The organism is Streptomyces sp. NBC_01591 (genome assembly GCF_035918155.1).
Taxonomy (GTDB): Bacteria; Actinomycetota; Actinomycetes; order Streptomycetales; family Streptomycetaceae; genus Streptomyces.
Window position 1 is genome coordinate 730,271 of record NZ_CP109327.1, and the last position, 22,458, is coordinate 752,728.

21 protein-coding genes and 1 pseudogene are annotated in these 22,458 nt (G+C 69.8%); 12 read left to right on the plus strand and 10 right to left on the minus strand.

Going from position 1 to position 22,458, the window contains the following annotated elements; translation table 11 throughout:
• Nucleotides 1-25: 25 nt before the first annotated feature.
• A pseudogene (locus tag OG978_RS03660) lies at nt 26-1,127 on the minus strand (NAD(P)/FAD-dependent oxidoreductase); the annotation flags it as partial.
• 234 nt (nt 1,128-1,361) lie between these two features.
• On the opposite strand from OG978_RS03660, the gene OG978_RS03665 reads away from it, so the two are divergent.
• On the plus strand, nt 1,362-2,141 hold the full coding sequence (locus tag OG978_RS03665) for a class I SAM-dependent methyltransferase (protein ID WP_326763763.1): 780 nt from the start codon (nt 1,362-1,364) through the stop codon (nt 2,139-2,141).
• 346 nt (nt 2,142-2,487) lie between these two features.
• Here the strand turns inward: OG978_RS03665 and OG978_RS03670 are convergent, their stop codons facing one another.
• Both OG978_RS03670 and OG978_RS03675 read right to left on the minus strand, forming a co-directional pair.
• Nucleotides 2,488-3,159, minus strand: coding sequence for a response regulator transcription factor (locus OG978_RS03670; RefSeq protein ID WP_326763764.1), 672 nt, complete (start codon nt 3,157-3,159; stop codon nt 2,488-2,490).
• The gene (locus OG978_RS03675) at nt 3,156-4,322 is read right to left on the minus strand and encodes a sensor histidine kinase (RefSeq protein WP_326763765.1); all 1,167 of its coding nucleotides are present in this window, start codon (nt 4,320-4,322) and stop codon (nt 3,156-3,158) included. The genes OG978_RS03670 and OG978_RS03675 overlap by 4 nt, the downstream gene beginning before the upstream one ends.
• 118 nt (nt 4,323-4,440) lie before the next feature.
• On the opposite strand from OG978_RS03675, the gene OG978_RS03680 reads away from it, so the two are divergent.
• Complete coding sequence (locus OG978_RS03680; RefSeq protein WP_326763766.1) at nt 4,441-5,973, plus strand: hypothetical protein; 1,533 nt, start codon at nt 4,441-4,443, stop codon at nt 5,971-5,973.
• A gap of 67 nt (nt 5,974-6,040) precedes the next feature.
• On the opposite strand, the gene OG978_RS03685 is transcribed toward OG978_RS03680, so the two are convergent.
• Together OG978_RS03685 and OG978_RS03690 are read right to left on the minus strand one after the other, a co-directional pair.
• Nucleotides 6,041-6,451 carry a hypothetical protein gene (locus OG978_RS03685; protein ID WP_326763767.1) on the minus strand — a complete coding sequence of 137 codons (411 nt, stop codon included), beginning with the start codon at nt 6,449-6,451 and terminating at the stop codon, nt 6,041-6,043.
• A 273-nt stretch (nt 6,452-6,724) separates the two neighbouring features.
• Nucleotides 6,725-7,369: a class I SAM-dependent methyltransferase gene (locus OG978_RS03690; protein WP_326769924.1), complete on the minus strand. Its 645-nt coding sequence runs from the start codon at nt 7,367-7,369 to the stop codon at nt 6,725-6,727.
• Nucleotides 7,370-7,968: 599 nt separating this feature from the next.
• Between OG978_RS03690 and OG978_RS03695 the strand changes: the two genes are divergently transcribed.
• The 4 genes from OG978_RS03695 (at nt 7,969) to OG978_RS03710 (ending at nt 11,070) form a co-directional block, all read left to right on the plus strand.
• Nucleotides 7,969-8,238, plus strand: coding sequence for a hypothetical protein (locus tag OG978_RS03695; RefSeq protein WP_326763768.1), 270 nt, complete (start codon nt 7,969-7,971; stop codon nt 8,236-8,238).
• 106 nt (nt 8,239-8,344) lie between these two features.
• Nucleotides 8,345-9,199 (plus strand): metalloregulator ArsR/SmtB family transcription factor, encoded by an 855-nt coding sequence (locus OG978_RS03700; protein WP_326763769.1) that lies wholly within the window; start codon nt 8,345-8,347, stop codon nt 9,197-9,199.
• Nucleotides 9,196-9,798, plus strand: coding sequence for a dihydrofolate reductase family protein (locus OG978_RS03705; protein ID WP_326763770.1), 603 nt, complete (start codon nt 9,196-9,198; stop codon nt 9,796-9,798). The genes OG978_RS03700 and OG978_RS03705 overlap by 4 nt, the downstream gene beginning before the upstream one ends.
• Nucleotides 9,799-10,077: 279 nt before the next feature.
• Complete coding sequence (locus OG978_RS03710) at nt 10,078-11,070, plus strand: phosphotransferase family protein (RefSeq protein ID WP_326763771.1); 993 nt, start codon at nt 10,078-10,080, stop codon at nt 11,068-11,070.
• A 285-nt stretch (nt 11,071-11,355) separates the two neighbouring features.
• Here OG978_RS03710 and OG978_RS03715 read toward each other — a convergent pair whose 3' ends face one another.
• The 3 genes from OG978_RS03715 to OG978_RS03725 all read right to left on the minus strand — a co-directional run bounded on the left by OG978_RS03715 (nt 11,356) and on the right by OG978_RS03725 (nt 15,362).
• The gene (locus tag OG978_RS03715; protein ID WP_326763772.1) at nt 11,356-12,879 is read right to left on the minus strand and encodes a S1 RNA-binding domain-containing protein; all 1,524 of its coding nucleotides are present in this window, start codon (nt 12,877-12,879) and stop codon (nt 11,356-11,358) included.
• Between the two features lies 1 nt (nt 12,880).
• Nucleotides 12,881-14,026 carry a hypothetical protein gene (locus tag OG978_RS03720; RefSeq protein WP_326763773.1) on the minus strand — a complete coding sequence of 382 codons (1,146 nt, stop codon included), beginning with the start codon at nt 14,024-14,026 and terminating at the stop codon, nt 12,881-12,883.
• Nucleotides 14,027-14,093: 67 nt separating this feature from the next.
• Nucleotides 14,094-15,362 carry a hypothetical protein gene (locus OG978_RS03725; RefSeq protein ID WP_326763775.1) on the minus strand — a complete coding sequence of 423 codons (1,269 nt, stop codon included), beginning with the start codon at nt 15,360-15,362 and terminating at the stop codon, nt 14,094-14,096.
• Between the two features lie 240 nt (nt 15,363-15,602).
• On the opposite strand from OG978_RS03725, the gene OG978_RS03730 reads away from it, so the two are divergent.
• Complete coding sequence (locus OG978_RS03730) at nt 15,603-16,205, plus strand: dihydrofolate reductase family protein (protein ID WP_326763776.1); 603 nt, start codon at nt 15,603-15,605, stop codon at nt 16,203-16,205.
• 251 nt (nt 16,206-16,456) lie between these two features.
• On the opposite strand, the gene OG978_RS03735 is transcribed toward OG978_RS03730, so the two are convergent.
• Together OG978_RS03735 and OG978_RS03740 are read right to left on the minus strand one after the other, a co-directional pair.
• Entirely contained in the window at nt 16,457-17,362 is a 906-nt protein-coding gene (locus OG978_RS03735; RefSeq protein ID WP_326763777.1) for a hypothetical protein, read from the minus strand.
• A 62-nt stretch (nt 17,363-17,424) separates the two neighbouring features.
• The gene (locus OG978_RS03740; RefSeq protein ID WP_326763778.1) at nt 17,425-17,865 is read right to left on the minus strand and encodes a TrmO family methyltransferase domain-containing protein; all 441 of its coding nucleotides are present in this window, start codon (nt 17,863-17,865) and stop codon (nt 17,425-17,427) included.
• Between the two features lie 320 nt (nt 17,866-18,185).
• Here OG978_RS03740 and OG978_RS03745 point away from each other — a divergent pair, with 320 nt between their 5' ends.
• The 5 genes from OG978_RS03745 (at nt 18,186) to OG978_RS03765 (ending at nt 22,433) form a co-directional block, all read left to right on the plus strand.
• Nucleotides 18,186-18,539, plus strand: a complete 354-nt coding sequence (locus tag OG978_RS03745) for a hypothetical protein (protein WP_326763779.1) — start codon at nt 18,186-18,188, stop codon at nt 18,537-18,539.
• A gap of 299 nt (nt 18,540-18,838) precedes the next feature.
• Entirely contained in the window at nt 18,839-19,366 is a 528-nt protein-coding gene (locus OG978_RS03750; protein ID WP_326763780.1) for a GNAT family N-acetyltransferase, read from the plus strand.
• A gap of 258 nt (nt 19,367-19,624) precedes the next feature.
• Nucleotides 19,625-19,906, plus strand: a complete 282-nt coding sequence (locus tag OG978_RS03755; RefSeq protein ID WP_326763781.1) for a hypothetical protein — start codon at nt 19,625-19,627, stop codon at nt 19,904-19,906.
• 166 nt (nt 19,907-20,072) lie between these two features.
• The gene (locus tag OG978_RS03760; RefSeq protein ID WP_326763782.1) at nt 20,073-21,173 is read left to right on the plus strand and encodes a helix-turn-helix domain-containing protein; all 1,101 of its coding nucleotides are present in this window, start codon (nt 20,073-20,075) and stop codon (nt 21,171-21,173) included.
• A gap of 306 nt (nt 21,174-21,479) precedes the next feature.
• A complete protein-coding gene (locus OG978_RS03765) occupies nt 21,480-22,433 on the plus strand; it encodes an alpha/beta hydrolase (RefSeq protein WP_326763783.1) in 954 nt (317 codons plus the stop codon).
• Nucleotides 22,434-22,458 lie beyond the last annotated feature (25 nt).

A 22,458-nucleotide genomic window follows, 5' to 3' on the forward strand; every position in this document is an offset into this window, starting at 1 on the left:
CGTGCGCTCAGTGTGGAGCCTTCGCTCATCGTCGCTCCTGATGGCCCGCCTGAACAGGCACGTCCGCGGACTGCTCACTGCGGCGCGGGAGGCATCGCGCGGGTGCTGCACCGAAGCCGGGGAGACGACGTCCCTACCGTAGAGAGCGGCGGTGATCCAGACCGCGAGCACCCGGACCTTGCGTTCCCACGTCGGTACGGCAAGCACGTGGTAGCCGCGGTGCATGAGCCAGGCGGGGAAGCCCTTGATGACCAGGCGCCGGTACTGGACGATGCCGCGGCCCAAACCCAACGTGGCCACCACTCCCAGGTTGTGGTGGACGTAGCTCTTGGCCGCCCGCCCCCGCAGCGTCGCCAGGATGTTCTTCGCCAGGCGCTTGCCCTGTCGCACCGCGTGCTGGGCGTTGGAAACCGTGTGCGCGCCGGGACGCCGCGCTGCGAGGTCGGGTACGGACGCGTCGTCGCCTGCGGCCCACACGTCCGCCACCGCTTCGGTCTCCGCCCGATGCGGAGGTCGGCCCGCGGACCAGCAGACCCCGTTCGCCTACGGGCAGGTCCGTGTGATTGTGCACGATGGGGGTTCGACGCGTTGCCCGCGGTCCACACGAAGAGACCCGAGTCGAACTCCTCCCCGTTCGACAGCACGACACGGCCGTGTTCGACGGAGACGAGTTGGGTGTTCAGGTGCACGTGCGCTCCGCGCTTTCGCAGCGCCCGCACCACCCACGCGCCAGGTCGGTCGCCGACCTCGGGCAGGATCCGGCCCCGCGCCTCGACCAGATGGAACCGCAGCTCGTCCTCGGCGAGTTCGGGGTAGTGCTTGAGCAACGCGGTCGCCAGGTACAGCAATTCACCGAACCTCTCGACGCCGGAGAATCCACCGCCCACGAAGGTGACGGTGAGGAGCCTGCAGCGTTCGGGGCCGCGCGGCAGCGACGCCGCGCGGTCGAACGAGGTGAGCAGCCGGTCGCGGATGGCGACGGCCTCCTCGACATGTTTCAGGCCGAGCGCCTCGTCGCTGAGCCCGGCTATCGGGAAGGTGCGGGTCACCGCCCCGGCCGTGACCACGAGGATGTCGTAGCGGAGCTGGTGGTCCGGACCACTCTTCGGCCGGACAGTGACGGTGTGGCGAAACGGCCCGCAGCCGGCCACGACACGGTTCCCGGCTGCGAGGACGGTCATGTCGGCGCCGCAAAGGCAAACACTGGCAGGCACTGCTGGATTCACCGTTCTTCGCAACGGCGCAACCTCGCTGTTCTCGCAGCAGGGCCACGCAGACGACACCCGTTGTCCGAAGAATTGGGAGCCGGCCGTTGCGTACGAAGATGGCGGCATGGTTACGGTCGCAGTTAGGGTAACCGCGTGGAAAAGGACGAATGGTTACTTCACAGCTCATCGTTCGGCACAGCAGCGGCCGCATACGCCGAACACCGCCCGGACTACGCACAGGCCGCGGTGCGCTGGGCGCTTGAGCCCGCGCCGGGCCTGCGAGTGCTCGACCTCGGCGCCGGAACCGGCAAGCTGACCGCCACTCTGGTCGCGCTGGGCGTCGACGTCATCGCGGTCGAGCCCGACCCGGCGATGCTGACCGAGCTGCGCCGCGCACTGCCGACTGTTCGTGCCCTGCCGGGTAGCGCCGAGGCGATACCGCTACCGGACGCGTCCGTCGATGTCGTGCTGGCCGGCAACGCCATGCACTGGTTCGACATGGCCGTCGCGGGACCCGAGATCGCCAGGGTCCTCGCACCCGGCGGCATCCTGGCCGGCCTGTGGAACGTCATGGACGACCAGGTCGACTGGGTTGCCGGGCTCGCGCAGGTCAGCGGGAGCGCGGCCATCGGCCCGCGTGACACGCCCACCAGCTGGCGCGCCGAGACGGCCGGCATGCACCTTCCAAAGACCGGCGTGGCTGCCCGGTTCCGTTCGCCGGAGCAGGCCGAGTTCCCGCACGGGCTGCGCCGCACCGCCGACTCCCTCGTCGCGACCCTCGCGACGCGCGCGGGGGTGCTGGTCATGCCGGAACAGGAACGTGAGGCCACGCTCGGCCGGATCCGCGCGTTCCTCGCGAGCAGGCCGGAGACCGCCGACGGCGAGTTCGCCCTCCCGATGCTGACCGCTGTACTGCGCGTGCGGCGGCTGTGAGAGCCATCGACCAGTTCGCCCTACCCTTCCGGTGTTGCTGTGTCCGGCTCTGCCCTGCGGTTCCTGGCCGGCCTGCGCTGCGGCGACACCTCCGCTGCCCATCGACCGGATCGCCGCCGACCGGCCGTGCTGTCGCTCGCCGCCTTCCGTCGCCCGCCGCCACACTCCGGCGACGCCCATCCTGGCAGCAGGACGCCGTCGCCACGGCGGCAGTTCCCCCGCTCTGTGCCCGCGCGGCGGTGGGACGTGGCCGGGAAGGCGGTCGAAGAAGGAGACGATCCGCGAGCGTCGCGACTGGAAGCGGACATCTACAACGGTGGTTTCCTGCAGTTCTACGGAAATTGTGTCAGGCGGTCGGAGTATCGGCGACGCGATAGCCCACCCCGGGCGTCGTCGTGATGACCGGCGGGGTGCCCAGCTTGCGGCGCAACCGGCCGATGGTGACGGTCACCGTGTTGGTGAACGGGTCTGCGTTCTCGTCCCACACCTGTTCCAGGAGGTTCTCGGTGCTCAGGAAGCCCGGGGCGGCACGCAGCAGCGCCTCCAGGACGGCGAACTCCTTGACGGACAGCTCCAGCGGACGGCCGTCGCGGAGGGCGGTTCGGCGTACCGGGTCGAGTTCGAGGCCGGCGGTGCGCAGTGTGCGGGCCCGGGCGTCCGGCCTGCGGCGGGCCAGGGACCGGATGCGCAGGATCAGCTCCGGGAAGTGGAAGGGCTTGGCGAGGTAGTCGTCGGCGCCGAGGGTGAGACCGCTGACCCGGTCGCCGGGCGCTCCGGCAGCAGTGAGCATCAGCACCATCGCGCGATCGTCCCGCTCGGTGATCATCTGGCAGAGCGTGTCGCCGTGGATGCCGGGCAGGTCGCGGTCGAGGAGCACCACGTCGTACGTGTTCAGGTCGAGCTTGGCGGCGGCGGCCAGACCGTCGTGCGCGATGTCGACGGCCATCCCCTGATCCCGCAGTCCCTCGGCGACGACCTCGGCGAGCGACCGCGCGTCCTCCACGACCAGAACCCTCACCGTGTCGCCCTTCCGGAACCGCCCGCCGACGGCAGTGCCGCCCCGACGCACAGGCCGCCCTCCGGCCGGGCCAGGAGGGCGAGGCGACCGCCGTGCGCCGCGACGATCGCTGCGACGATCGACAGTCCCAGGCCAGAGCTCCCCTCCGACCCGGTCCGGTCGGCGCCGAGCCGCTCGAACGGCTGCGTCAGCCGGTCCACCTGGGCCTGGTCGAGGACGCGCCCGCCGGTCTCGACGACAAGGCGTGCCTCGGTGTCGTCGTGTTCGGTGGAGATCCGGATCCAGCCGCTCTCCTGGTTGTGCACGATCGCGTTGTCGACCATGTTCTCCACCATCCGGGACAGCAGCGCTGGGCTGCCCGGCGTCCAGGCGTCCGGCCGCACCTCGTCGTCCACGGTCAGCGTCTTCGCGGCAATGTCGGCGGCCCGGGCGGTCAACGCCTCCCGCGCCAGCTCGCCCAGCGACACGAGGGTCCGGTCGGCGAGGGTGCCGTGTTGGGCCCGGGCAAGGACGAGGAAGCCGTCCAGCAGGTGATTCACCCGGTCGAGCTCGGTCCGCAGCCGGCCTGCGAGCGCGACGGTCTGCGCGGCTGGCTCCGGTTTGGCGACGGCAACATCCAGCGACGCCCGCATCGTCGCCAGCGGCGTACGCAGCTCGTGCGAGGCGTTGCCGACGAACCGGCGCTGCGCGACGAATGAGGCTTCGAGGCGTTCCAGCAGACCGTCGACCGTGTCGGCGAGCTCCTTGACCTCGTCGACGGGTCCGGCCACGGCGAGCCGCTGATGCAGGTTCTCCGCGGAGATCCGCCGTGTCGCCGCGGTGATCAGCCGCAGCGGGCGCAGGACTCGGCCGGCGAGGATGCGGCCGAGCAGGAGTGAGACGCCCGCCATCACCACCAGTGCGATCAGCGAGCCGACCAGCAGTTGGTGGCTCTGCTGCGCATGTACGTCCGAGAGCTGCCTCTCAAGATCCCGGATCTGCTGCTCGGCGGCGGCGAGGTCGAACTGGCCGCCGGTCGGGGGCTGTTCAGGAGCGACGCTGGTCACCCGGCCACCCGACATCAGGTAGGTCAGGGCGAGCAGCACGATTCCGGACGCGAGGAACCCCGCCGCGTACAGGATCGTGAATCGCCGCCCGACGGTCCCGCTCCGTAGCTTGCCCATGCTCCTCATCCTCCTCGGTTCCGGCCGGACACGGACCCAGGTTGCCCCACCGCACCTAACAGCGACATGACAGAGACGGTTCGGACCACGTTATGGCCCGATCCGTAGAACCGGGACCATGCTCACGACCAACGAACTACTCCGGCAGGAGTGGACCAGGTTCCGGCGTCCGGGTCGGCTGATCGCGATGGCGGTTGCGGCTCTGGTCGTCGTCGCCCTCGGTCTGCTCCCTGCGTTCGGCAACCACACGTCCTGCGACGGCCCGTGCCCGGCCGAACCGACCGGGCCGGACGGCTCCCTCGTCAACGACCAGTTCTACTTCCTGCATCGCGGCCTGGGCGAGAACGGCAGCATCACGGTCCGCATGACGTCCATGACGGGCACGATCACCTATCCCCCGCCAGACCATGACCGGATCGTCCCGGGCCTGGTGCCGTGGGCGAAGGCCGGGATCATCATCAAGGACGGTATCCGCCAGGGATCCTCCTACGCGGCGTTGATGCTCACCGGCAGCCATGGCGTGCGGATGCAGTACGACTACCGTCATGACACCGCAGGCAGCGACGGTGGAGTCTCGGCCGAGTCGCCGCGCTGGCTGCGGCTGACGCGGTCGGGCGGCATCATCACCGGCTACGAGTCCGCCGACGGCGAGAGGTGGGCGAAGGTCGGCACGGCGCAGCCGGCCGGGCTGCCCAGGACCGTGCAGGTCGGCCTGTTCGCCGCCTCTCCCGGCGACCTGACACTGCGGCCCATGGGCCTCGGCGGTGCGACGGAAGAGGTGCGCTTCACCCAGGCCGGCGGTGTCTTCGACAACGTCGTTCTCAACGGCGCGGCCTCTGCCGGGGGTTGGAGCGGCGACGCCGTCGGCGAGATGAACCGGACCGACTGGGAGAAGTACCACAAGGCATCCGGGGCGGTGGAGAAGAACGGCACGATCACCGTCACCGGCATCGGCGACATCGGGCCGGGAGGTACCGAGGACGGCGGCCGCCCGGTGGAGCGCTCCCTCGGCGGCCTGGCCCTCGGGCTGCTCATCGTGCTCGTGGTCGCCGTGCGGTTCGTCACCTCCGAGTACCGCCGCGAGTCCGCGCGCGGCGCGCCGGTCACCCGTCGGGCGCTCGCGGCGAAGGCGGTCGTCGTCGGAGCCGTCACGTTCGTGACCGGTCTCCTCGCCGTGGGCATCGTGGTCCCGGTCGGCAGGGCGATCCTGATGGAGAACGGGGCCACCGTCATCGGGGTGTCCGCGCTCACCGGAGTGCGGGTCGTCATCGGTACGGCCGCCGTGCTCGCCCTCGCCGCGGTGCTCGCGCTCGCGCTCGGCGCCCTGATTCGGCGCGCCTGGCTCGCGATTCTCGTCGCCGTCCTGGCGATCGCCGTCCCGTACGTTGTGACCTCCGTCCCGCTGCTGACCGACGGCCTTTCGCAGTGGCTGTTGCGGGTCACTCCGGCCGCCGGGTTCGCCGCCCAGCAGACCCTCGTCGAATACCCGCAGATCGTCGCCCACTACGCGCCCTCCGCCGGATACTTCCCGCTTCCGTGGTGGGCCGGGGTCGGTGTGCTGTGTGCGTACACGGTGATTCTTCTGGGGCTTGCTCTGAGCCGTCTGCCGCGAAGCGACGAGCAGGCCGAGCAACCGGGTCATTGGAGGTGACCGTAGACGGCGCAGGAGCCCGGGCGGTTTCTGCGCCGTCGCCGCGGGCTGCCGGAAGGCGACGTCGCTACGGGGTCGCGTCGGCAGAGCCCGCAATGTCCGGTGCCACGCGGAATCGCTGGTCGACCAGGGCTTCGAAGGCGTCCGGGTCGCCGATGATTTCCTCGGCACGGTCCCGCTGCTGATACATGGTGTAGTACCGGGCCCCGATGGCGTCGGGGTCGGCCTCACCGCCACCGGGGACAATGCCGGAGGCGATGGTCACCGTGCCGACGTAGACCCCTTCCGGCCCAAGTTCGGTGTGCAGAGCGCGTGCCCAGTTCCGCAGCCCGGCCATGGCCATGCCGGCGTTGGCCAGGCAGGGGGCCGGGATCGTCGAGGAAAAGCCCGTGGTCAGCAGCAGCGTGCCATCGCCCCGGGCGCGCATCTCCGGCAGTACGTGCTGCACGGCGGGCGGAACGCGGCGAGGCGTTCGCACCCATCGCGCATGCGATCGCCGACACCCACAGCCACAACTACATCACCCCGGACCGGATCGAGTGGCTGCTCGGTCAGGCCACCGAACTGGGCCTGCGCTGCCTCGGTTTCGACGACCTGCCGGAGAAGGGGTCCCTCACCACCTCGTGAAGGAACCGTCTTCCCGGCACAGACAAGGCGCATCGGCCCGCTTCGGATCTCGGCCCGCCGCAGGTGACGCCCACGGCGGGCTTGCGGGTCCTGGAGCAACCGGGTTGCCGACGGAACTACGGAACTAGAGCTGGCGGCGCGCAAAAAGGACTGCTCCTGCAAGGCGCTCGTCGAGGTCCAGGAGCAATTGGGCCTCGACAGTGAATCCGGCGTCGCACAGCCAGGCTTCCATTTGGGCGGGCCGGCGGCGGTGGACATAGACCTTCATCGGGTGGCCGCCATAGCCCTGCGTCTTCAGTTTCGACTCGTCGCCGATGTGAAAGCCGAGCAGCAGCGGTCCGCCGGGGCGCAACACCCGCCGGAAATGCCCGAGGACCGTAGGGATCTCGTCGTCAGGAACGTGGATCAACGACCAGAAGGCGAGCAGGGCGGTGACCGACGCGTCGGCGAGGTTGAGATCCGTCATCGATCCCACCTCGAACCGCAGGTCGGGATGGTCACGCCGAGCCACGTCGATCATCACGGGAGACAGGTCGATACCGAATGCATCGACGCCCGACTCCTGCAGATGGGCGGTGACGTGCCCTGGTCCGCAACCCACATCCGCCACTGGCCCGCCGCCGGCTGCGTGAACCATGTCGGCGAACACCGCCAGTGCCGCGCGAAGGTACGGCTCCCCTGCCAGGGCCTCGCGCAGTTGGTCGGCATAGCTGACCGCGACCGTGTCGTAGGAGCTCCGGGTGTCTGCCAACCATCCGTCCACGTTCATGTTCATGTTCCAGCACAGTAGTCGACCAACTGCTCGATCAACCTTCCTTCACGGACTGCGTGGAGCAGCACCAGAGTTCGTATGCGTATGGAGGGATGGAGAGTCGGCGCGCGCGAGCCGGTGATCACCGTCGCCCGGGCGGCGAATGCCTGCAAGGTGCCGCCGACGGGGCGCCCCTGTACGCGCTCGGGGTTCAGCTCACCGGGACGCGACATATGAAGGCAGGTCGACTCTGCCGGGACGGCTGGGGCACATCGTCGAGGCGCCGAGGACCGAGAGCGGGTCGGCGATGCCGTCCACCGTCCCGGGCACCGGCCCCGGGCTGGCCGGCGGTCGGCTGGTGCGGGCGGATCCTCGGGCATGCGGTGGCATCGAGTATGGACGAGCATGCCCCGGTTCAGCGGGGTGGTCCCGGAGATCGCCGCGCGGGCCCATCCGCACTCCTTCACGATGAACCCAGGCACACCGCAGCAGGCCCAAGGGATTCAGCCAGGCATATCGCCCGACACGCCGCGGTGGACTGCTTTGCGGCCGCGCTCCACAGAGGTTGAGCAGGGACCCCGGTTTCGGCAGCGTCGGCCGCTTCCAGAGTGGTCCACATGCCGACACCCGTACCTGCCCTCGCCCACCGGCCGTTGACCCCTCATGCCGTCACCGAGCTCGTCGCCCTGCCCACCGCGCCGCACATACCCGACGACTTCGACGCCCTCGACGCGGAGCTACAGCAACGCGGATGGGACTGGGAACACGAACTGGTCTGTGACTCCTTCCGCACCGGGCACGAACACGTGCTGTGCAGCGACGGCGGCAGCCCGTTCGGAGAGTCGGACGTCCGGCACTTCCCGTTCTTCGGCGAGCTGTACCCGTAGACCGGGACGACGAAGACGCCTTGGCCGCATGGATCGACGAACACGTCGACTGGTGAGTTCAATTATTCCTTGACGCGAATATTCTTGACGGGGAATACTTGTCCGCATGGACGAACTCCTCACCGCACTGGCCGACCCGGCCCGCTGGCGACTCGTGAGCCTGCTGGCCGATCGACCCCGCTCGGTCGGAGTCCTCGCCCAACTCGCCGAGGCGCGCCAGCCGCAGACGACCAAGCACCTGCAGACCCTTGAGCGTGCCGGTGTCGTCACCTCGCAGCGCACCGGCCAGCGCCGCATCTACGCACTCCGGACCGCTGCCCTGCGGGATCTGGCGGCTGAGCTCAGCCGGCTCGCCGACACCGCGGACGAGGCCGGTGGTCCGCGCGCGACCTACGACCGCTACGGGCTCAGCCTCCGCGCAGAGCGGCTCGCCGCGCAGGAGTCGGGGTGGGCCGACGGTCGTTCGTTCAGGTTCCTCCGGTCGCTGGCGGGACGCCCCGAGCTTGTCTGGCACCACCTGACCGAGCCCTCGCTTCTCGCTCGATGGTGGACGCCTGACGACCTCCGCGTCTCCGAGCTCGTCTTCGAGGCGCGACCGGGTGGGCGGATCGTCCAGGAGTACCGCGATGCCGAGGACGCCGACGGCTGCGACCCGGTCGCCGGGCGCGCCGAGGGAGTCGTCGAGGACGTACGCCCCGGTGAGTGCCTCGCCTACCGGCTCTCCCCGCTGCTTCCCGATGGCAGTCTCGCCTTCACCGCCCATGTCGACCTCGGTCTCCGGCCCACCGACACCGGCACGGACCTCGACGTCCATTGGCGGATCACCGACAGCACCGTCGACTCCGCGGACTTCATCGCAGGCATCGAGATCGGCTTCGGCCAGAGCCTGGACAAACTCGCGGCGGTCCTCGCCCCGGACTCGTACGACACCCACGACACCGACACAGGGAGCACGAAGTGACAGAGCAGTCCTCCGGCCGCAGGGTCGTCATCAACATGAGCCTCTCCCTCGACGGCCACTACGCCGGGCCGCGCGACCCCGAGGACAATGGCTGGGTGATGCCGTACGCCCACACCGATGTCGCCCGCGACCACATGACCAGCCTGCGGGAGCAGGCGACGACGGCTCTGCTCGGGCGGGTCAACGCCGAGGGGTTCCTCGGTTTCTGGCCGACCGTCATCGGCCTGGAAGGTGCCGACCCGCGCGACGAGGGCTTCGCGAAGTGGCTCCTCGACACCGACAAGGTGGTGCTCTCCTCCACTCTCGGCCAGGCGCCGTGGGAGCGGACGACGATCGTCGACAAGCCGGCCGCAGAGGTGGTCACGGACCTCAAGGCCACCGAGGGCGGCGACATCCTCGTACTCAACAGCGCGAGCGTCATCAAGGCGCTGCTGACGGCCGACAAGGTCGACCGGCTGGCGCTCACGATCTTTCCGGTCTTCCTCGGCGGCGGGCCGCGCCTGTTCGACGACGGCCTGCCCACGGGGCGGTGGGCGCTGGTCAGCCAGGCCGCGGGCGAGCACGGCACGTTGGCTCTCGTCTATGACCGAGTCCGCTGAGCCGACCTGACAGTCCGACGGGACCGTGCGGCCAAGGTTCTCGGCCTCGGCCTTCCCGCTGAAACCGAAGTCCTGGCTCGCCTGCACGGGGTCGCCACCAGGACGGGTAAGGACTTCATCCTGATCTTCACGGCGGAGGACGAGCCCTACGACCTGCTGATCAAGGACTGAGTGGCTCCCCCGTCAGCAGCGTGCCGTGCACGTGGGCGGTGCCGTTCGTCGGTAGACGGCGGAAGTATCCAGTGGTACGCGCGGCGCCGTCTCCTATAGGTTCTGCGGATGCGGCAATTCGCGGACGTCGAAGGCCTGTCGGAACTTGTGCGTGATGCGCTGGGAGCAGGACGCCGCGTTGTCGCGGTGGACCGGTTGCGCGGGGGGAGCAAGAAGGGTGTGTACCGGGTCCGCCTCGACGGTCCCCGCCCAGAGAGTGTGATCGTCTACAGCTGGGCCGAGGCCGAGAACTACTGGCCGAGCACGCAAGAGACCGATCCGGCCGACCCGCTCGCGCCCGCCTCAGGAGTGGTCCCGTTCCTGACCGCACAACGGGCCCTGTGCAGCCTCGGAGTGCGGGTTCCACGGGTACTCCTGGCGGATGACAGCCGACGCCGTTGTCCGGCAGACTTCGCCGTGGTCGAGGACATCTCCGGCGGCACGCTCGAAGCCCTCTTCGAGAGTGATCCCGATCGCGCCGCGGGAGCCCTGGTCGACCTCGCCGAGATGCTCGGCGTAATGCACCGCGACCGGGCCCAGCACTACGGCAGGGTGGACCTGCTGGAGCAGGGCGCCGGCGTGTCCGAGCTCTCGTGCGAGCGACGGGTCCTCGACCGCGCCCTGCGGGACCTCAAGGAGGCGGCGGGGCGCGACGACAGCATCGCGACGGCTGACACCGCATTGCACGACCGCCTGCAGGAGCTGGCCGACCGGGTGAGCCCTCGCACGGAATACGGCCTCATCCACGGAGAACTCGGACCCGACCACGTCCTGGTCGATGCCGACGGGCACCCGGTCCTGATCGACATCGAGGACCTGATGTACTTCGACATCGAGTGGGAGCATGTCTTCCTCCAAATCCGCTTCCACGAGCGGTACACGACACTGGCCCGTCCCGGTCTCGATCCGCAACGGCTCGACCTCTACATGCTCGCAATGCGGCTGTCGCTGGTAGCCGGTCCGCTGCGCCTCCTCGACGGTGACTTTCCCGACCGGGCGTTCATGCAGGGGGTCGCCGAGCACAACGCGAAGAAGGCGCTGGCGCTTCTGCCGTCGGTGTAGCCCTCGAAGACGCGGAACCGCTGTGGGGAGTGCGTGAACGTCAGGCTGCAAGTGGACCGACGGCCGCTCCCCCGGTGGTGGGCCTACCGAGGCAACCCGGCCGAGTTGTCGGGCGTCGGTCTCCGTCTGGATCGGGGCGCCGGTCACGGTTGTGGCAAACCCGCTGGTCGGGCCGATCAGGGCGCCGAACATCACGGCGGTGGGCGGTACAGATTTCCACCATCGCTCCCGTCCGGTGCCCCGGCCCGGCCCGTCACAATGAGTCCTGGGCCGCCGCCGAGCTCGTCACGAACCGGCAGCACCGGCAGCGCCGCCATCACTGTCATCACCGGCCTGAGCACGCGAAAGGGCGATGCGGCAGCGCGTGAGATCGACATCAACGATCTTCACGGTGAGGATGTCGCCCACGCACACGACGTCCTCGGGCCGCTCGACAGGCGTTTCAGCCGGCTCTCCGATGTGCACCAGCCCCTCGAAGCCGTCCTCCCGGTCTTCGATACGGACGAAGACCCCGAACGGCACAATCTTCGTGACCGGCCCGGTGACCATTTCCCCGACCCGCTGCGCCAGCTGCGGCCACGGGTCCTCCTGCACTGCTTTGAGCGACAGCGGAACCCGTTCCCGGCCCATGTCGACGTCGAGGACTTCGGCCGTGATCTCCTGGCCGACGCTGACGACGTCGGAGGGATGGTCGAAGGGGCGCCAGGACAACTCCGGAATGTTGATCATCGCGGTGAAGCCGCCGATGTCCACGAACGTGACTCCGAAATCGGCGATTGCCGTCACGGTGCCGGTGACGACCTGACCGCGCCGCAGGGTCTTCAGGAAGGCCCAGTCCCGGTCGCTGGGCGTCGGCTCGGTCTGCCAGCGCGCTCGGAGAATGCCGTCGTTGTCGGGCAGAACCGCCGTGAACAGCGGGTGACACTCATCAGCGTCCAGGGGTACGACGGCAGCAGCACACGCATCGGTGATACGAGGGATCAGTGCTTCGAACTGGGTCTCGTCGGCAATCGTGTTGGTGATGCGGCCGTTCGCGTCCTCCCAGAGGATTTCCACCGTGCCCTCGTCGGGCAGAGCTGCCACGACCGCGTCGACCTCGGTGAGCAGGTCCGGCCAGACTGCCAGCTGGGCACGAGGAGCCAGTCGGGCACGCACGGCCGCGATGTTGTCACGTGTGAGACGGTGCCAGCGAGACGCGTTCCCGACGTAGGTCTCCTCCAGGAAAGTCGCGCGGCGGGTACTGACCGTCCAGTTCAGGCGGGCCCAGAAGTCGGCGTCGGCCGGGCGCTGTACGTGCAGTTGGTCGGGGGCGAAGTCGTACGGCGACGCGTCCAGGCGTTCCGCGAACAGTCCGAGCGAGCGGGTTCGGGCCAGCGCCGCTTCGCAGGGCCGGCTGCTGCCGACGTAGAGGTACTGGTCCCAGCCGACGTGCACCGTGAATGCCCCCTCAACCTCCAGGCGGCACCATGCGCCGTTGTCCCGGAGCATCGCCCGGACGAGTTCCAGACCGACCACGACCGGCACCGGCGCACCATCGTGAAAACCGGCGAGGTCGTGCGGGAAGAGGCCGGCCAGACCGTGGCCGTCGACTGCCGGTTCCACACCGAAATGGACGAAGCCGCTGATCTCCGGCTCACGGATGGCCAGTTGATCGATGCCCATGTCCTCGGCGAAGGCGGCGACGGCCATCAGGTAGGCGGCCTCGACCGGTCCGTGGTCGCTGATCTCGGACTCGGCACCGATGTAGCGGCCGTGCTGATCACGATCGGCGGTGTCGTACTTGGTGACCCGGTAGACATGGGGCAGCACGTCACTGCCCGCCGTAGGTCGAAGGCGCCGCTGCGTTCGCAGCGGCCAGGGCGATCATGCGGTGCATGGCTGCCGCCGGAATCGATGGGTTGTGGGCGGCGTCCTCGGCGCTGTGCTCATCGAGGAGCAAGGAGATCAGGACTTCCGGCGGCAGGGCCGGGTTCTGCCAGGCCGAGCGCTGGACGCGGTGGTCGGCATCGCCCGCCAGTCTGGCAGCGGATTCGGGGGAAAGGCGCAGGTCACCGGCGGCGCTGCTGCGCACTTCGGCGTCGGGGTCGCGGCTGAACCGTTCGACGAGGGCGGGGCACGATGCGGGGTCGTCGAGCGCCAGAAGGCGAATACGGGGCTCTGGGTCATCGGCGAAGCGGAGGAGGTCATGACGGGGAAAGTTCGGGTGGTTGCGAGGACGCCCCGGAAACGAGAAGCTGCCGGACCACCAGCTCCACACTTCCAGGAGCAGGCTCGCCGGGGCGTCCTCACAGGACTCGGTGAGGAAGAGGCGCACGATGCGGTCCTCGTCGCGGGCAAGGAGCTCCACGACGTCCGGCGGAAGGTGCGGAGCGCGGGCCACACTGCGTCGGATCCGAAGGTTCGGCGACACGGCGAGCCGGCGCATCGCGTCAGTGTCTGCATGGAGGGCGGCAATCCACCACACCGCGTACGTACGGTCATCGGCGGTGATATCAGGAACGGTGGCCGCCATCGCCGCGATCTCGGCCGGGCTCGAAGGCGGTCGGGACTCGGAGTCCGGCGCCCGCTCGATACCGACTCGTGCCCCGGTCTCCTGATAAGCGGCCTGCTCCGCTGCCAGCTCCGCCAGAGCCTTGCGGAACGGCGAATCCGGGGTGGCGGAGAGGAGCCGGCTCCACTGCATGGGCGAGAGTCTTCCTGATTCCGCTGCAATGCCGCGGACTGCTCTCGCGGGGTGGACGACCGCCGCGTCCAGGACACCGGCCGGAAGGTCATCGCGGTACAGGAAGTGCACGAAGGGCTTCGTCCTCGCGTCGAAGAGGCTGATCAGCACCTCCGCCGACGCGGCCCGGTTGGAGCCCAGGCCGCGCAACCACGCATGGGAGATGCGCTCGCAGGGACGAAAGCCCTCGGGCAGCGCGGCCCAGGCACTCAGGTCGGCATCGGTCTCGGTCATCTATCGATTGAACAGGTAAGGAGTCGGAAGGATCAAGGCGTCATCGCATCCTCACCTTGAGGGCTTGTCAATCGGCGTCAGTGGCCTCGTCGAAGAAGCGGACGATGCGCGGAAGGGCCCGCCTCACCGAGTTGTTGTGGTCGTAGTCGCCGACATCGGTGAGCCGGTGGTCGGCGCCGTTGTCCGTCAGCTGTTGCGCGCAGTATTCGGAGTGGGAGTCATCGACGTCCTTGTCGCCGCGGGCGTGGAAGAGACTCACGGGAACGTTCGGCTTCCAGTCGCACGTGGTGTCCAGCGCGTGCAGTCGGCGCTTGAGGACACCGCTTGGCGTACGGATCTTGTCGAGGAAGTCCTCGGTGAACAGGTCCTTGGAAGCGGGCGACAGCGCACCGGCGATCTGCTCGGTCGTGTGATCACCGTCGAACAGCTCCTCCACGATCTGGTCGTAAGGCGCGCGGAAGGCTTCGCTCGGCGAGCCGTAGAGGCCGTAGGTCTTGTTCCAGGCGGTGGCGAAGTAGGCGAGATAGAGCCCGGACTTGTCGATCTTGTCGTCCGCCGCGTCCGCCTCGAACGCGGACAGATGGAACGGGCCGGCGACCGGGGCGAGCGCTCCGAGCCGGAAGTACCGGTCGGCGCCCTCCTTCTGGAGGGCCCGGCCGACCAGCATGGCCGCAGGCCCTCCCTGCGAGAACCCGCTGACCTGGACCGTACGCTCGAGCTCCCGGCCGTCTCGGTGGGCGAAGGTACGGGCCGCGCGCAGCGCGTCGACGGCGGCGGCGACGGTGGCCCGTGGGTCGCCGTAGGGATGGAAGCCCTCGCCCGCGCCGAGGCCCACGTAGTCGGGGGCCGAGACCGCGCGTCCGGTCGATGCGAACAAGTACGCGGCGAGTCGGTCGCCGGAGGCAGGATCCTCCGAGGCGACGTCCTTGCGGTAGGCGATGGTGCCGTGCAGCCAGGAGACGGTCGACAGACGCCGGCCGGCGGTCTTGGGTAACACGATGAGCTGGCTCGCGATGGTGGGATCACCCGCGCTGTTCGTGGTGCGATAGACGACCTGGTATGCCGTCACTCCGTAACGGACCTGGGAGGAGTCGATCTTTCCTTGCAGTTCCGAGGCGATCTGTTGTGCCGTCAGATCGGCGACCTGGCGCGAGGAGACAACGGCTCCGCCCTGTGCCTGCCGGGCAGGGGTGTCGGCGATCGAGGCCTGCGAGGTCGGAGCCGGTCGGGTCTGGCTGTCGACGGCCGAGGCCGAGACCGGCGCGGTCAGAACCGCCCCGCTGCCGAGGACGGCCGCACCGACCAGCAACCGGATATGGAAGCGCTGTGAAGTCATGTATGGATCCTGCCCGCTGACAGTTCCACAGGGACATGGGGCCACCTGCCCGCCCGATGTAGGGCCGGCCCTACAGGGTTCCCCTAGGAGTGGGCTTGAGTTCTAGCAGTCCTTGCTCCAGGACAGGCGCGCAGTGATCATGGAGGCTCCATGGGCTGAGCTGTACGGCTTGCGTTCGTTTCGCACCGCGCCGCCAGCCAGCCAGCCAGCCACTGTCAATCGATCAACGGAAGGTCGTCCGTGCGCAAGCTCGTGTACTACATCGCGTCCACTCTCGACGGTTTCATCGCGGGACCGGACGGTTCCGACCCCACCGGTCCGGACGGCTTCTGGCCGATCCCCGAGGACTACATTCAGCACCTCATCACCGAGTACCCGGAAACCCTGCCCGGCCCGGCCCGTGCCGCACTGTCCGTCACGGCCGACGGCACACACTTTGACACCATCGTCGAAGGGCGGCGCTCCTACGAGATCGGTCTCCGGGCCGGAGTGACCGACGCCTACCCACATCTGCGCCATCTGGTGTTCTCGCGGACGATGAGCGAGAGCCCGGACCCGGCCGTGGAACTGGTTGCCGACGATCCGGCAGCGACGATCCGGCAGTTGAAGCAGCAGGGCGGCAAGGACATCTGGTTGGTAGGCGGTGCCGAACTGGCCGGTGCGCTGTACTCCGAGATCGACGGGCTGATCATCAAGCTGAGCCCGATGACCATCGGCACGGGTATACCGCTCTTCTCCCACAAGGCAGCATTCGATCCGCGCAGTTGGGAACTCACCGACCACACCGTCCTGAAGTCCGGAGCAGCCTTCCTCACCTACGCCCGCACAACCCCCACCGTGTAGCGGCCAGGCCGCTTCCCTCCCATCAGCGCGAGGGCATGCTGCCGCAGTTCGCCGTCCGGGGCCCTCTTTCTTCCGGGCTCCGACGGCGTGCTCGTAGGCGCGGATGATCTCGGCCCGCGCCCGCCCCGAACGACAACGCCGGTCTCCACAACCCCAACCGGATCCCGGAAACCGGCATCACATCACGCGAGCCCCCGAACCCGCCCACGGCATCGGCGTGTTCAGGGGTCGATCTGCGCACGGCGACGAGGTCAGGCTCCGCAGAACGGCATGGTCCGCACGTAACCGCCGAGGTTCTCGTCATCGGTGCCCAGAAGGGCGTCGGCGGAGCCGGGCAGACACTCCACTGCCTCGACCTTGTACCGCGGGAACGTCCCGAGCACGGTCGGGTGCGCCGCGAGCGTGACCCGTACCCGGCCGGCGGCCGACACGGCCACCCGGCCCGCGTCGCTCACCGCGGAGTCGAACGGGCCGTCGTCACCGGCGTCCGCTGCCGAACTCACGATGATCCGGCCGGAGCCGGTCACCGAGATGTCGGAGATGTGCCGCGTGCCCTCACCGGTCGGGTACGCCGCCAGGTAGGCCCGGCGCGTCACAGCGCCGAACTGCGGCTGCCCCCACGGAGCGAACGACAACGCCGCCGCGTACAACGTGGCGGGACGATCCGCGCCCGCTCCCCGGTCCGCCCACAGGGCGGCGAGCTTCCCGTCCCGGGCGACGAGTGCGAAGCTCTCGAAGTCGTCGCCCTCGCCGATTCCCGGCAGCGGCGAGTAGTCGACGACCGCCGCCGTGGAGCCGGTGACCTTCAGACGGTAGACGATGCCGCGGCCGGTGAGCGCCAGGTACTCCCCAGGCATGCCGGGGATGGCCTCGATGGCCTCCAGGTCGACGGGTTCCGGCCCGTCCCAGGTGATCGGGGAGATGCCGTCGGAGCCCTCCCAGTGCGTGATCCGCGACAGGCGCCGCTGCCCAGACTGCTTGTTGTCGTGCACGGCCAGCACGTGCACCCCCTCTCCGTCCGCGGTACGGCCTTCGTACGCGAGACCGCTGACTCCGCTACGGACGTCACCACCGACCTTCTGCCATTCGCCGTCCGCACCGGCCGGGGCGCCGCCGAGCATCGTCAGCACCGCGGCCGCCGCGGTGATCCAAGCCATGCGCTGCAACATCGGGAGTTCCACTGGGGGTCGCTCGCCTTCTCTGTCCGACAGGCGCGAGGTCACGCGCCGGGCGTCAGGTTATTGATCACCACGAGCGCGGCCCAGCGACGGTTACGCCATTTGCCGGAGCGCGAAGTCGAACTCGGCAGGCACACGCCACACGTCACACGCCTGGTGCCGCCACCCCGCCAGGGCTTCGGGGCACCGCCTCGCATTCCATCCCGACGAGGCCGAGGCGGCATGTGCGCGAGCACCCCGGTCTCGTCTCCGGCGGGGCCCGTCGCCGCACCGGCCGCCACGTCCAGTCCGCTGACGCGAATGTCCAGGCCATCCACGGCCGTGAGCCGACAGATCGAAACACCGAGCCTGTTGGGTCGCCGACGGCTGCGTTGCGCGAAGACGCCAACCAGCGTTCGTCCTGCCGGCCAGGCACGGGACGGGACGGGTGCCGCAGTCGATCTCCTGGCTGTCGACTTGGTCGAAGAAGAACACCACTTCAAGGTGGGAGAACCCGTCCAGGCCGTAAAGTGCCTCGGGGCCGAACATCAAAGCGCCCAGCCGAATGACGGCTTCCTCAACCAGCCCTGGCAAGCCCAAGCCGCCCAACGGAAGCCGAAGCAGCCGCTGCCACTCTGGGCCCGTAACTCTCCGGGAGGATGAGCAAGGCGATTCCTCTGCTCTGCCTGCACGCACTGCCCACCCGGGCTTCGTGCCCGTGCCCAAGTGCGGAAACGTCGTGGCTGACCGGCTTGCCGTGCGGGTATCGTCCGGTCCCCGACCAGCCGTTCCGGCGGCCTCCGACGTTCAGAGAGCGATTCTCATGATCAGCCAGCAAGCGACGACGACCCTGTGGCGCCCGACCGGCCCCAAGGAGCTGGATCTGGTCCGGGAACTGAACTGGCGTGCGTGGCCGCCTCGTCTTCCCGAGCAGCCCATCTTCTACCCGGTCCTCAACGAGGACTACGCAATCAGGATCGCGAGGGACTGGAACGTGAAGCATGACGGAGCCGGGTTCGTCACGCGTTTCGAGGTCGAGTCCGAGTTTCTGCGTCGCTACCCCGTCCAGCAGGCCGGCGGGCGGACGATCCTTGAGCTGTGGGTTCCAGCCGAAGAACTCGATGAATTCAACGCCCATATCGTCGGTGAGATCCAGCTGGTCCACGAATTCAGCTGAGCTTCTTCATTGGCCTTCGCCCGGGTCGTACGACGATGGCGGTTGGTTCCAGACGGTGTCAACCGGCTGACGATCCGGCGGAGTTCGCGTGCGTTTCGAGGTGACATGGCCCGCATCGCATCGTGCCCTGCAGGCCATCAACATGCTGCCCCATGGTGAGATGCACTATCGCGAGCACTCAGATAACCAGCACTCACTTGACCGATCTCGTGGACCTCTCGCGTCGGTGCCACCACGGCGGGAAACGTTCCCGTTCGGTCGGCACGTACAGCATCGAGCGCCCGTGCGAGGATCGCGACGTGAACGAACTGCGCTTCCGCCTCGCCGACGAAACCGACCTCGCCGTTCTCGTTCGCCTGCGCGACGACGCGGCCCGCTGGATGCTCGACCAGGGCATTACCGGCCAGTGGCGGCCCGGCGAGCTGGACGAGGACCACTTCCGCCGGATCATGGCGAGTGGCGAGGTCTGGATCGCCGAGGCCGATGGCCGCGCGGCCGGGGCCTGGGAGCTGTGGTGGGCGGACGAGGACGCCTGGGGACCGCAGCCGCCGGTGGCCGGCTACGTGCACCGGCTGATGGTTGACCACAGCAGCGCCCGGCCGGGGACGGGACGGCTGCTGCTGCGGGCTGCGGAGCGGCGCGTGGCCGCGGTGGGGCGGGCGTTCGTCCGTCTGGACTGCCTGGCCGGGAATGCCCGCCTCAACACCTACTACGTGAACGACGGCTACCGGCTCGTCGGCCACAAGGCGGGCAAGCAGCAGCCGGGCGGTGAGCCCAAGTCGTTCACGCTCTTCGAGAAGACCCTGCAGGTCGGCCGCAAGGTCTGAGCAACCGCGGCCCACGCTGCTGCTTTCGCCGGTCGGTCAGTGGCGAAGGGCGAAGGCCGGCCCGGACATCACTCCTGGCTGTTCCCGTACCACGACCGGCTCGCCGGGCCGTCAGCCGGCTGACGGCCCGGGGGGCCGGACCGGGTATCCGGGACCCCACTGCCGTGGAGTCCGAGGGGGACTCGTACCGGCAGGATCCAGCAGGTCATCGACTCCGCACTCGACGACCTGCTGGACGCGGGACCGCCCGCCGACCTGGTGGCGCTGGTCGCCCGCCCCGTTCCGGCACGGGTCATCTGTCTGCTGCTCGGTGTGCCCTACGCGGACCACGCCTTCTTCCAGCAGGCAGCCGCTCGCGCCCTGGCAGGCGACGCGGACCCCGCCGACGTACGCATCGCTCTGCGTGAACTGGGCGACTACCTCGACGTCCTCGTACAGGAGAAGGCCCGTGCGTCCCACGACGACGTCCTGTCTCAGCTGGTCCGTGACCTGCTGCTGCCGGGCACCGTCGACCGGGCGAACTCGTCAATGTCGCGATGACACTGCTCGTCGCGGGCTTCGAGACCACCGGCAAGGGGCCCTCGGGCCCCGTCCCCCGAGCGCCCGGAGCCACCGGGCCGGACGCGCCTCTTCCCCAGCCCGCCGCAGTGGACGACACTCGTAGCAAGATCACAGCACTCTGCGACGGGGAGATCGGGGTGGGCACATGCGGGGTCTCGTGCTGCGGCTGGCCGGGCTCAACGCCGGGGCGGAGAGCGCCATGCGGCTCATCGGCTTCTTCGACACCCTCGTCGAGCAACGGCTCGGCCTCGACGGGGTACTGGGGACGGCGGCCCGGGTCGCCGAGTGCCCGGTCGGTCTGGCCGGGCCCGGTCCCGACGGTCTGACGGCCGGGCCGAACGGCAGTACGCGGCCGGGCGGGCCTCCGCCGGGCGCGACCCTCCGGGAGCTGCGCGGCGGGAAGTGCGCCTGGCTGGCACGAGAGGGTGCCCCGCAGCCCTTCGACGAGCTGCTCCTGGAGCGGCTGGCGCTGGCCTGCGACGCCGTGCTGAGCCGTCGCGGGAGCGAAGCGGTGCCGCTCGATCCGGCGCTGCTGGAGACCGTCATCAGCTCCACCGCCCCGCTGCCTGAGCGGGCGCGTGCGCTGCGGCTGCTGGGGTTCGCACCTTCGGGCCCGCTCACTCTCCTGGCCGTCGACGGCGGGCGCGGCCCGCAGGGGATGGCGCCGGTCCTCGAACGGCTCCCTCCCGCCTCGGCGGGCCGACGCCGGACGGCCGCGCTCGGCTCCGTGCACGCGGTGGCCGTGACGGGCCCGCTGCCGGAGCGGCTGCTCGCCCCGGCGGGCTTCCGGATCGGGGTCGGTCCCGAGGCCACCGCGACCGAGGCGCCGCGCTCCTGGGAGGGTGCGGTGCGGGCGCTGCGGTTCGCGGGGACCTCACGCTCGGACGTGGGTCTGGCCCCGGTCGTGGAGGAGCCCGCCATCTACCACTCCTCGCTCGGCGCCTTCGAGGTGCTCGCCCGGGAACTGTCCGGCCCTGCCATCGCCGGCATCGGTGACCTGGACGTACTGGACGCGCTCGCCGCGGAGCCGGGCGGCGGTACCGAGATGCTGACCACGCTGGAGGTCCTGGTCCAGGCGGGTTCGCTGCGCGCGGCGGCGCGGGAACTGCACCTGCACCACAACTCGGTGGCGGTACGGGTCGCGCGGGCGGAGGCGGCGCTCGGCTACGAGCTGGGCGAGACGGTGGGCCGGTTCCGGCTCGCGCTGGCCCTCGCCCTGCGCCGCCTGCGGGACAACCCCGCGTAGAGCCGCCTACGCGGGCGGCGCACGAGGACACGCAGAGGCGTCAGACGCGGGCAGCGCACGAGAACGCGCAAAGGGCGAAGGACGCGCGGGGACGGAGTACGCCGTCGGACGAGTCGCTCGCGCCCCTTGTCTCCGCCGCCTGCCGGGCGCAAGGCGCCAAGCGGCGCGGACGAGGGCGGATCGCGCGCCAACCGGCTCATGACCCGGTCGGGGCCGCGGACACAGACTGAGGGACGTCAGCAGCGGTTCTCCCGGGCGGTACTCACTCCGTCCGGGGCCGCTCCGTGTCGTCCGCCGGAGGCCCCTGTGCCCCTTCCCCTGCCCGTCGATCCCGAACTCGCCCCGTGGCTCGCCCTGTTGCCCGCCCTCGATGTCGGCGACGCCGCCGCCGCGCGGGCCACCGTCGAGGCGATGGGCGCCGCCGCGCCGCCCTTCGTCGTCCCCGAGGGCGTCGAGCTGAGCGAGCACAGCGTTCCGGGGACCGCGGGTGCCCCCGAGGTGCCGGTGGCGGTCTTCCGCCCGGCGGGGGCCGGGACCGCGCTGCCCGCCGTGCTCTATGTGCACGGCGGCGGGTTCATCCTGGAGGAGGGGGACGGGGACCGGGCCCTCGCGGCGCGCTGGGCGGCCGAACTCGGCGCCGTCGTCGTCAGCGTGCGCTACCGCCTGGCCCCGGAGCACCCCTATCCGGCCGCCACCGACGACTGTTACGCGGCCCTGGAGTGGCTGGCGGCGAACGCCGCCGACCTGGGGGCGGACCCGGCACGGATCGCCGTCGCCGGGGTCAGCGCCGGGGGCGGCCTCGCCGCTGCCCTCGCCCTGCTGGCCAGGGACCGCGGCGGACCGGCGCTGTGCTTCCAGCTGCTCGACATCCCGGAGCTGGACGACCGCCTGGAGACCCCCTCGATGCGGGAGTTCACCGACACGCCGGTGTGGAACCGCCCCAACGCCGTGCACAGCTGGCGGGCCTACCTCGGGGCGGACCGCGACCCGGCCGCCCCGGTGCCCGCCTACGCCGCGCCCGCCCGCGCCGAGGACCTTTCGGGGCTGCCGCCCGCGTATGTCGCCGTCAGCGACCTCGACCCGCTGCGCGACGAGGGCCTGGACTACGCCCAGCGCCTCGTGCGGGCCGGTGTCCCGACCGAACTGCACCTTTTCCCCGGCACCTTCCACGGCGCGGCGGGCTTCGTGCCCGACACGGCCGTGACCCGCCGCATGACCGAGGGCGCGCTGGACGCGCTGCGCCGCGGCCTCGCCGTCTGAAGAACCCGGCGTCCGAAGAAACCTC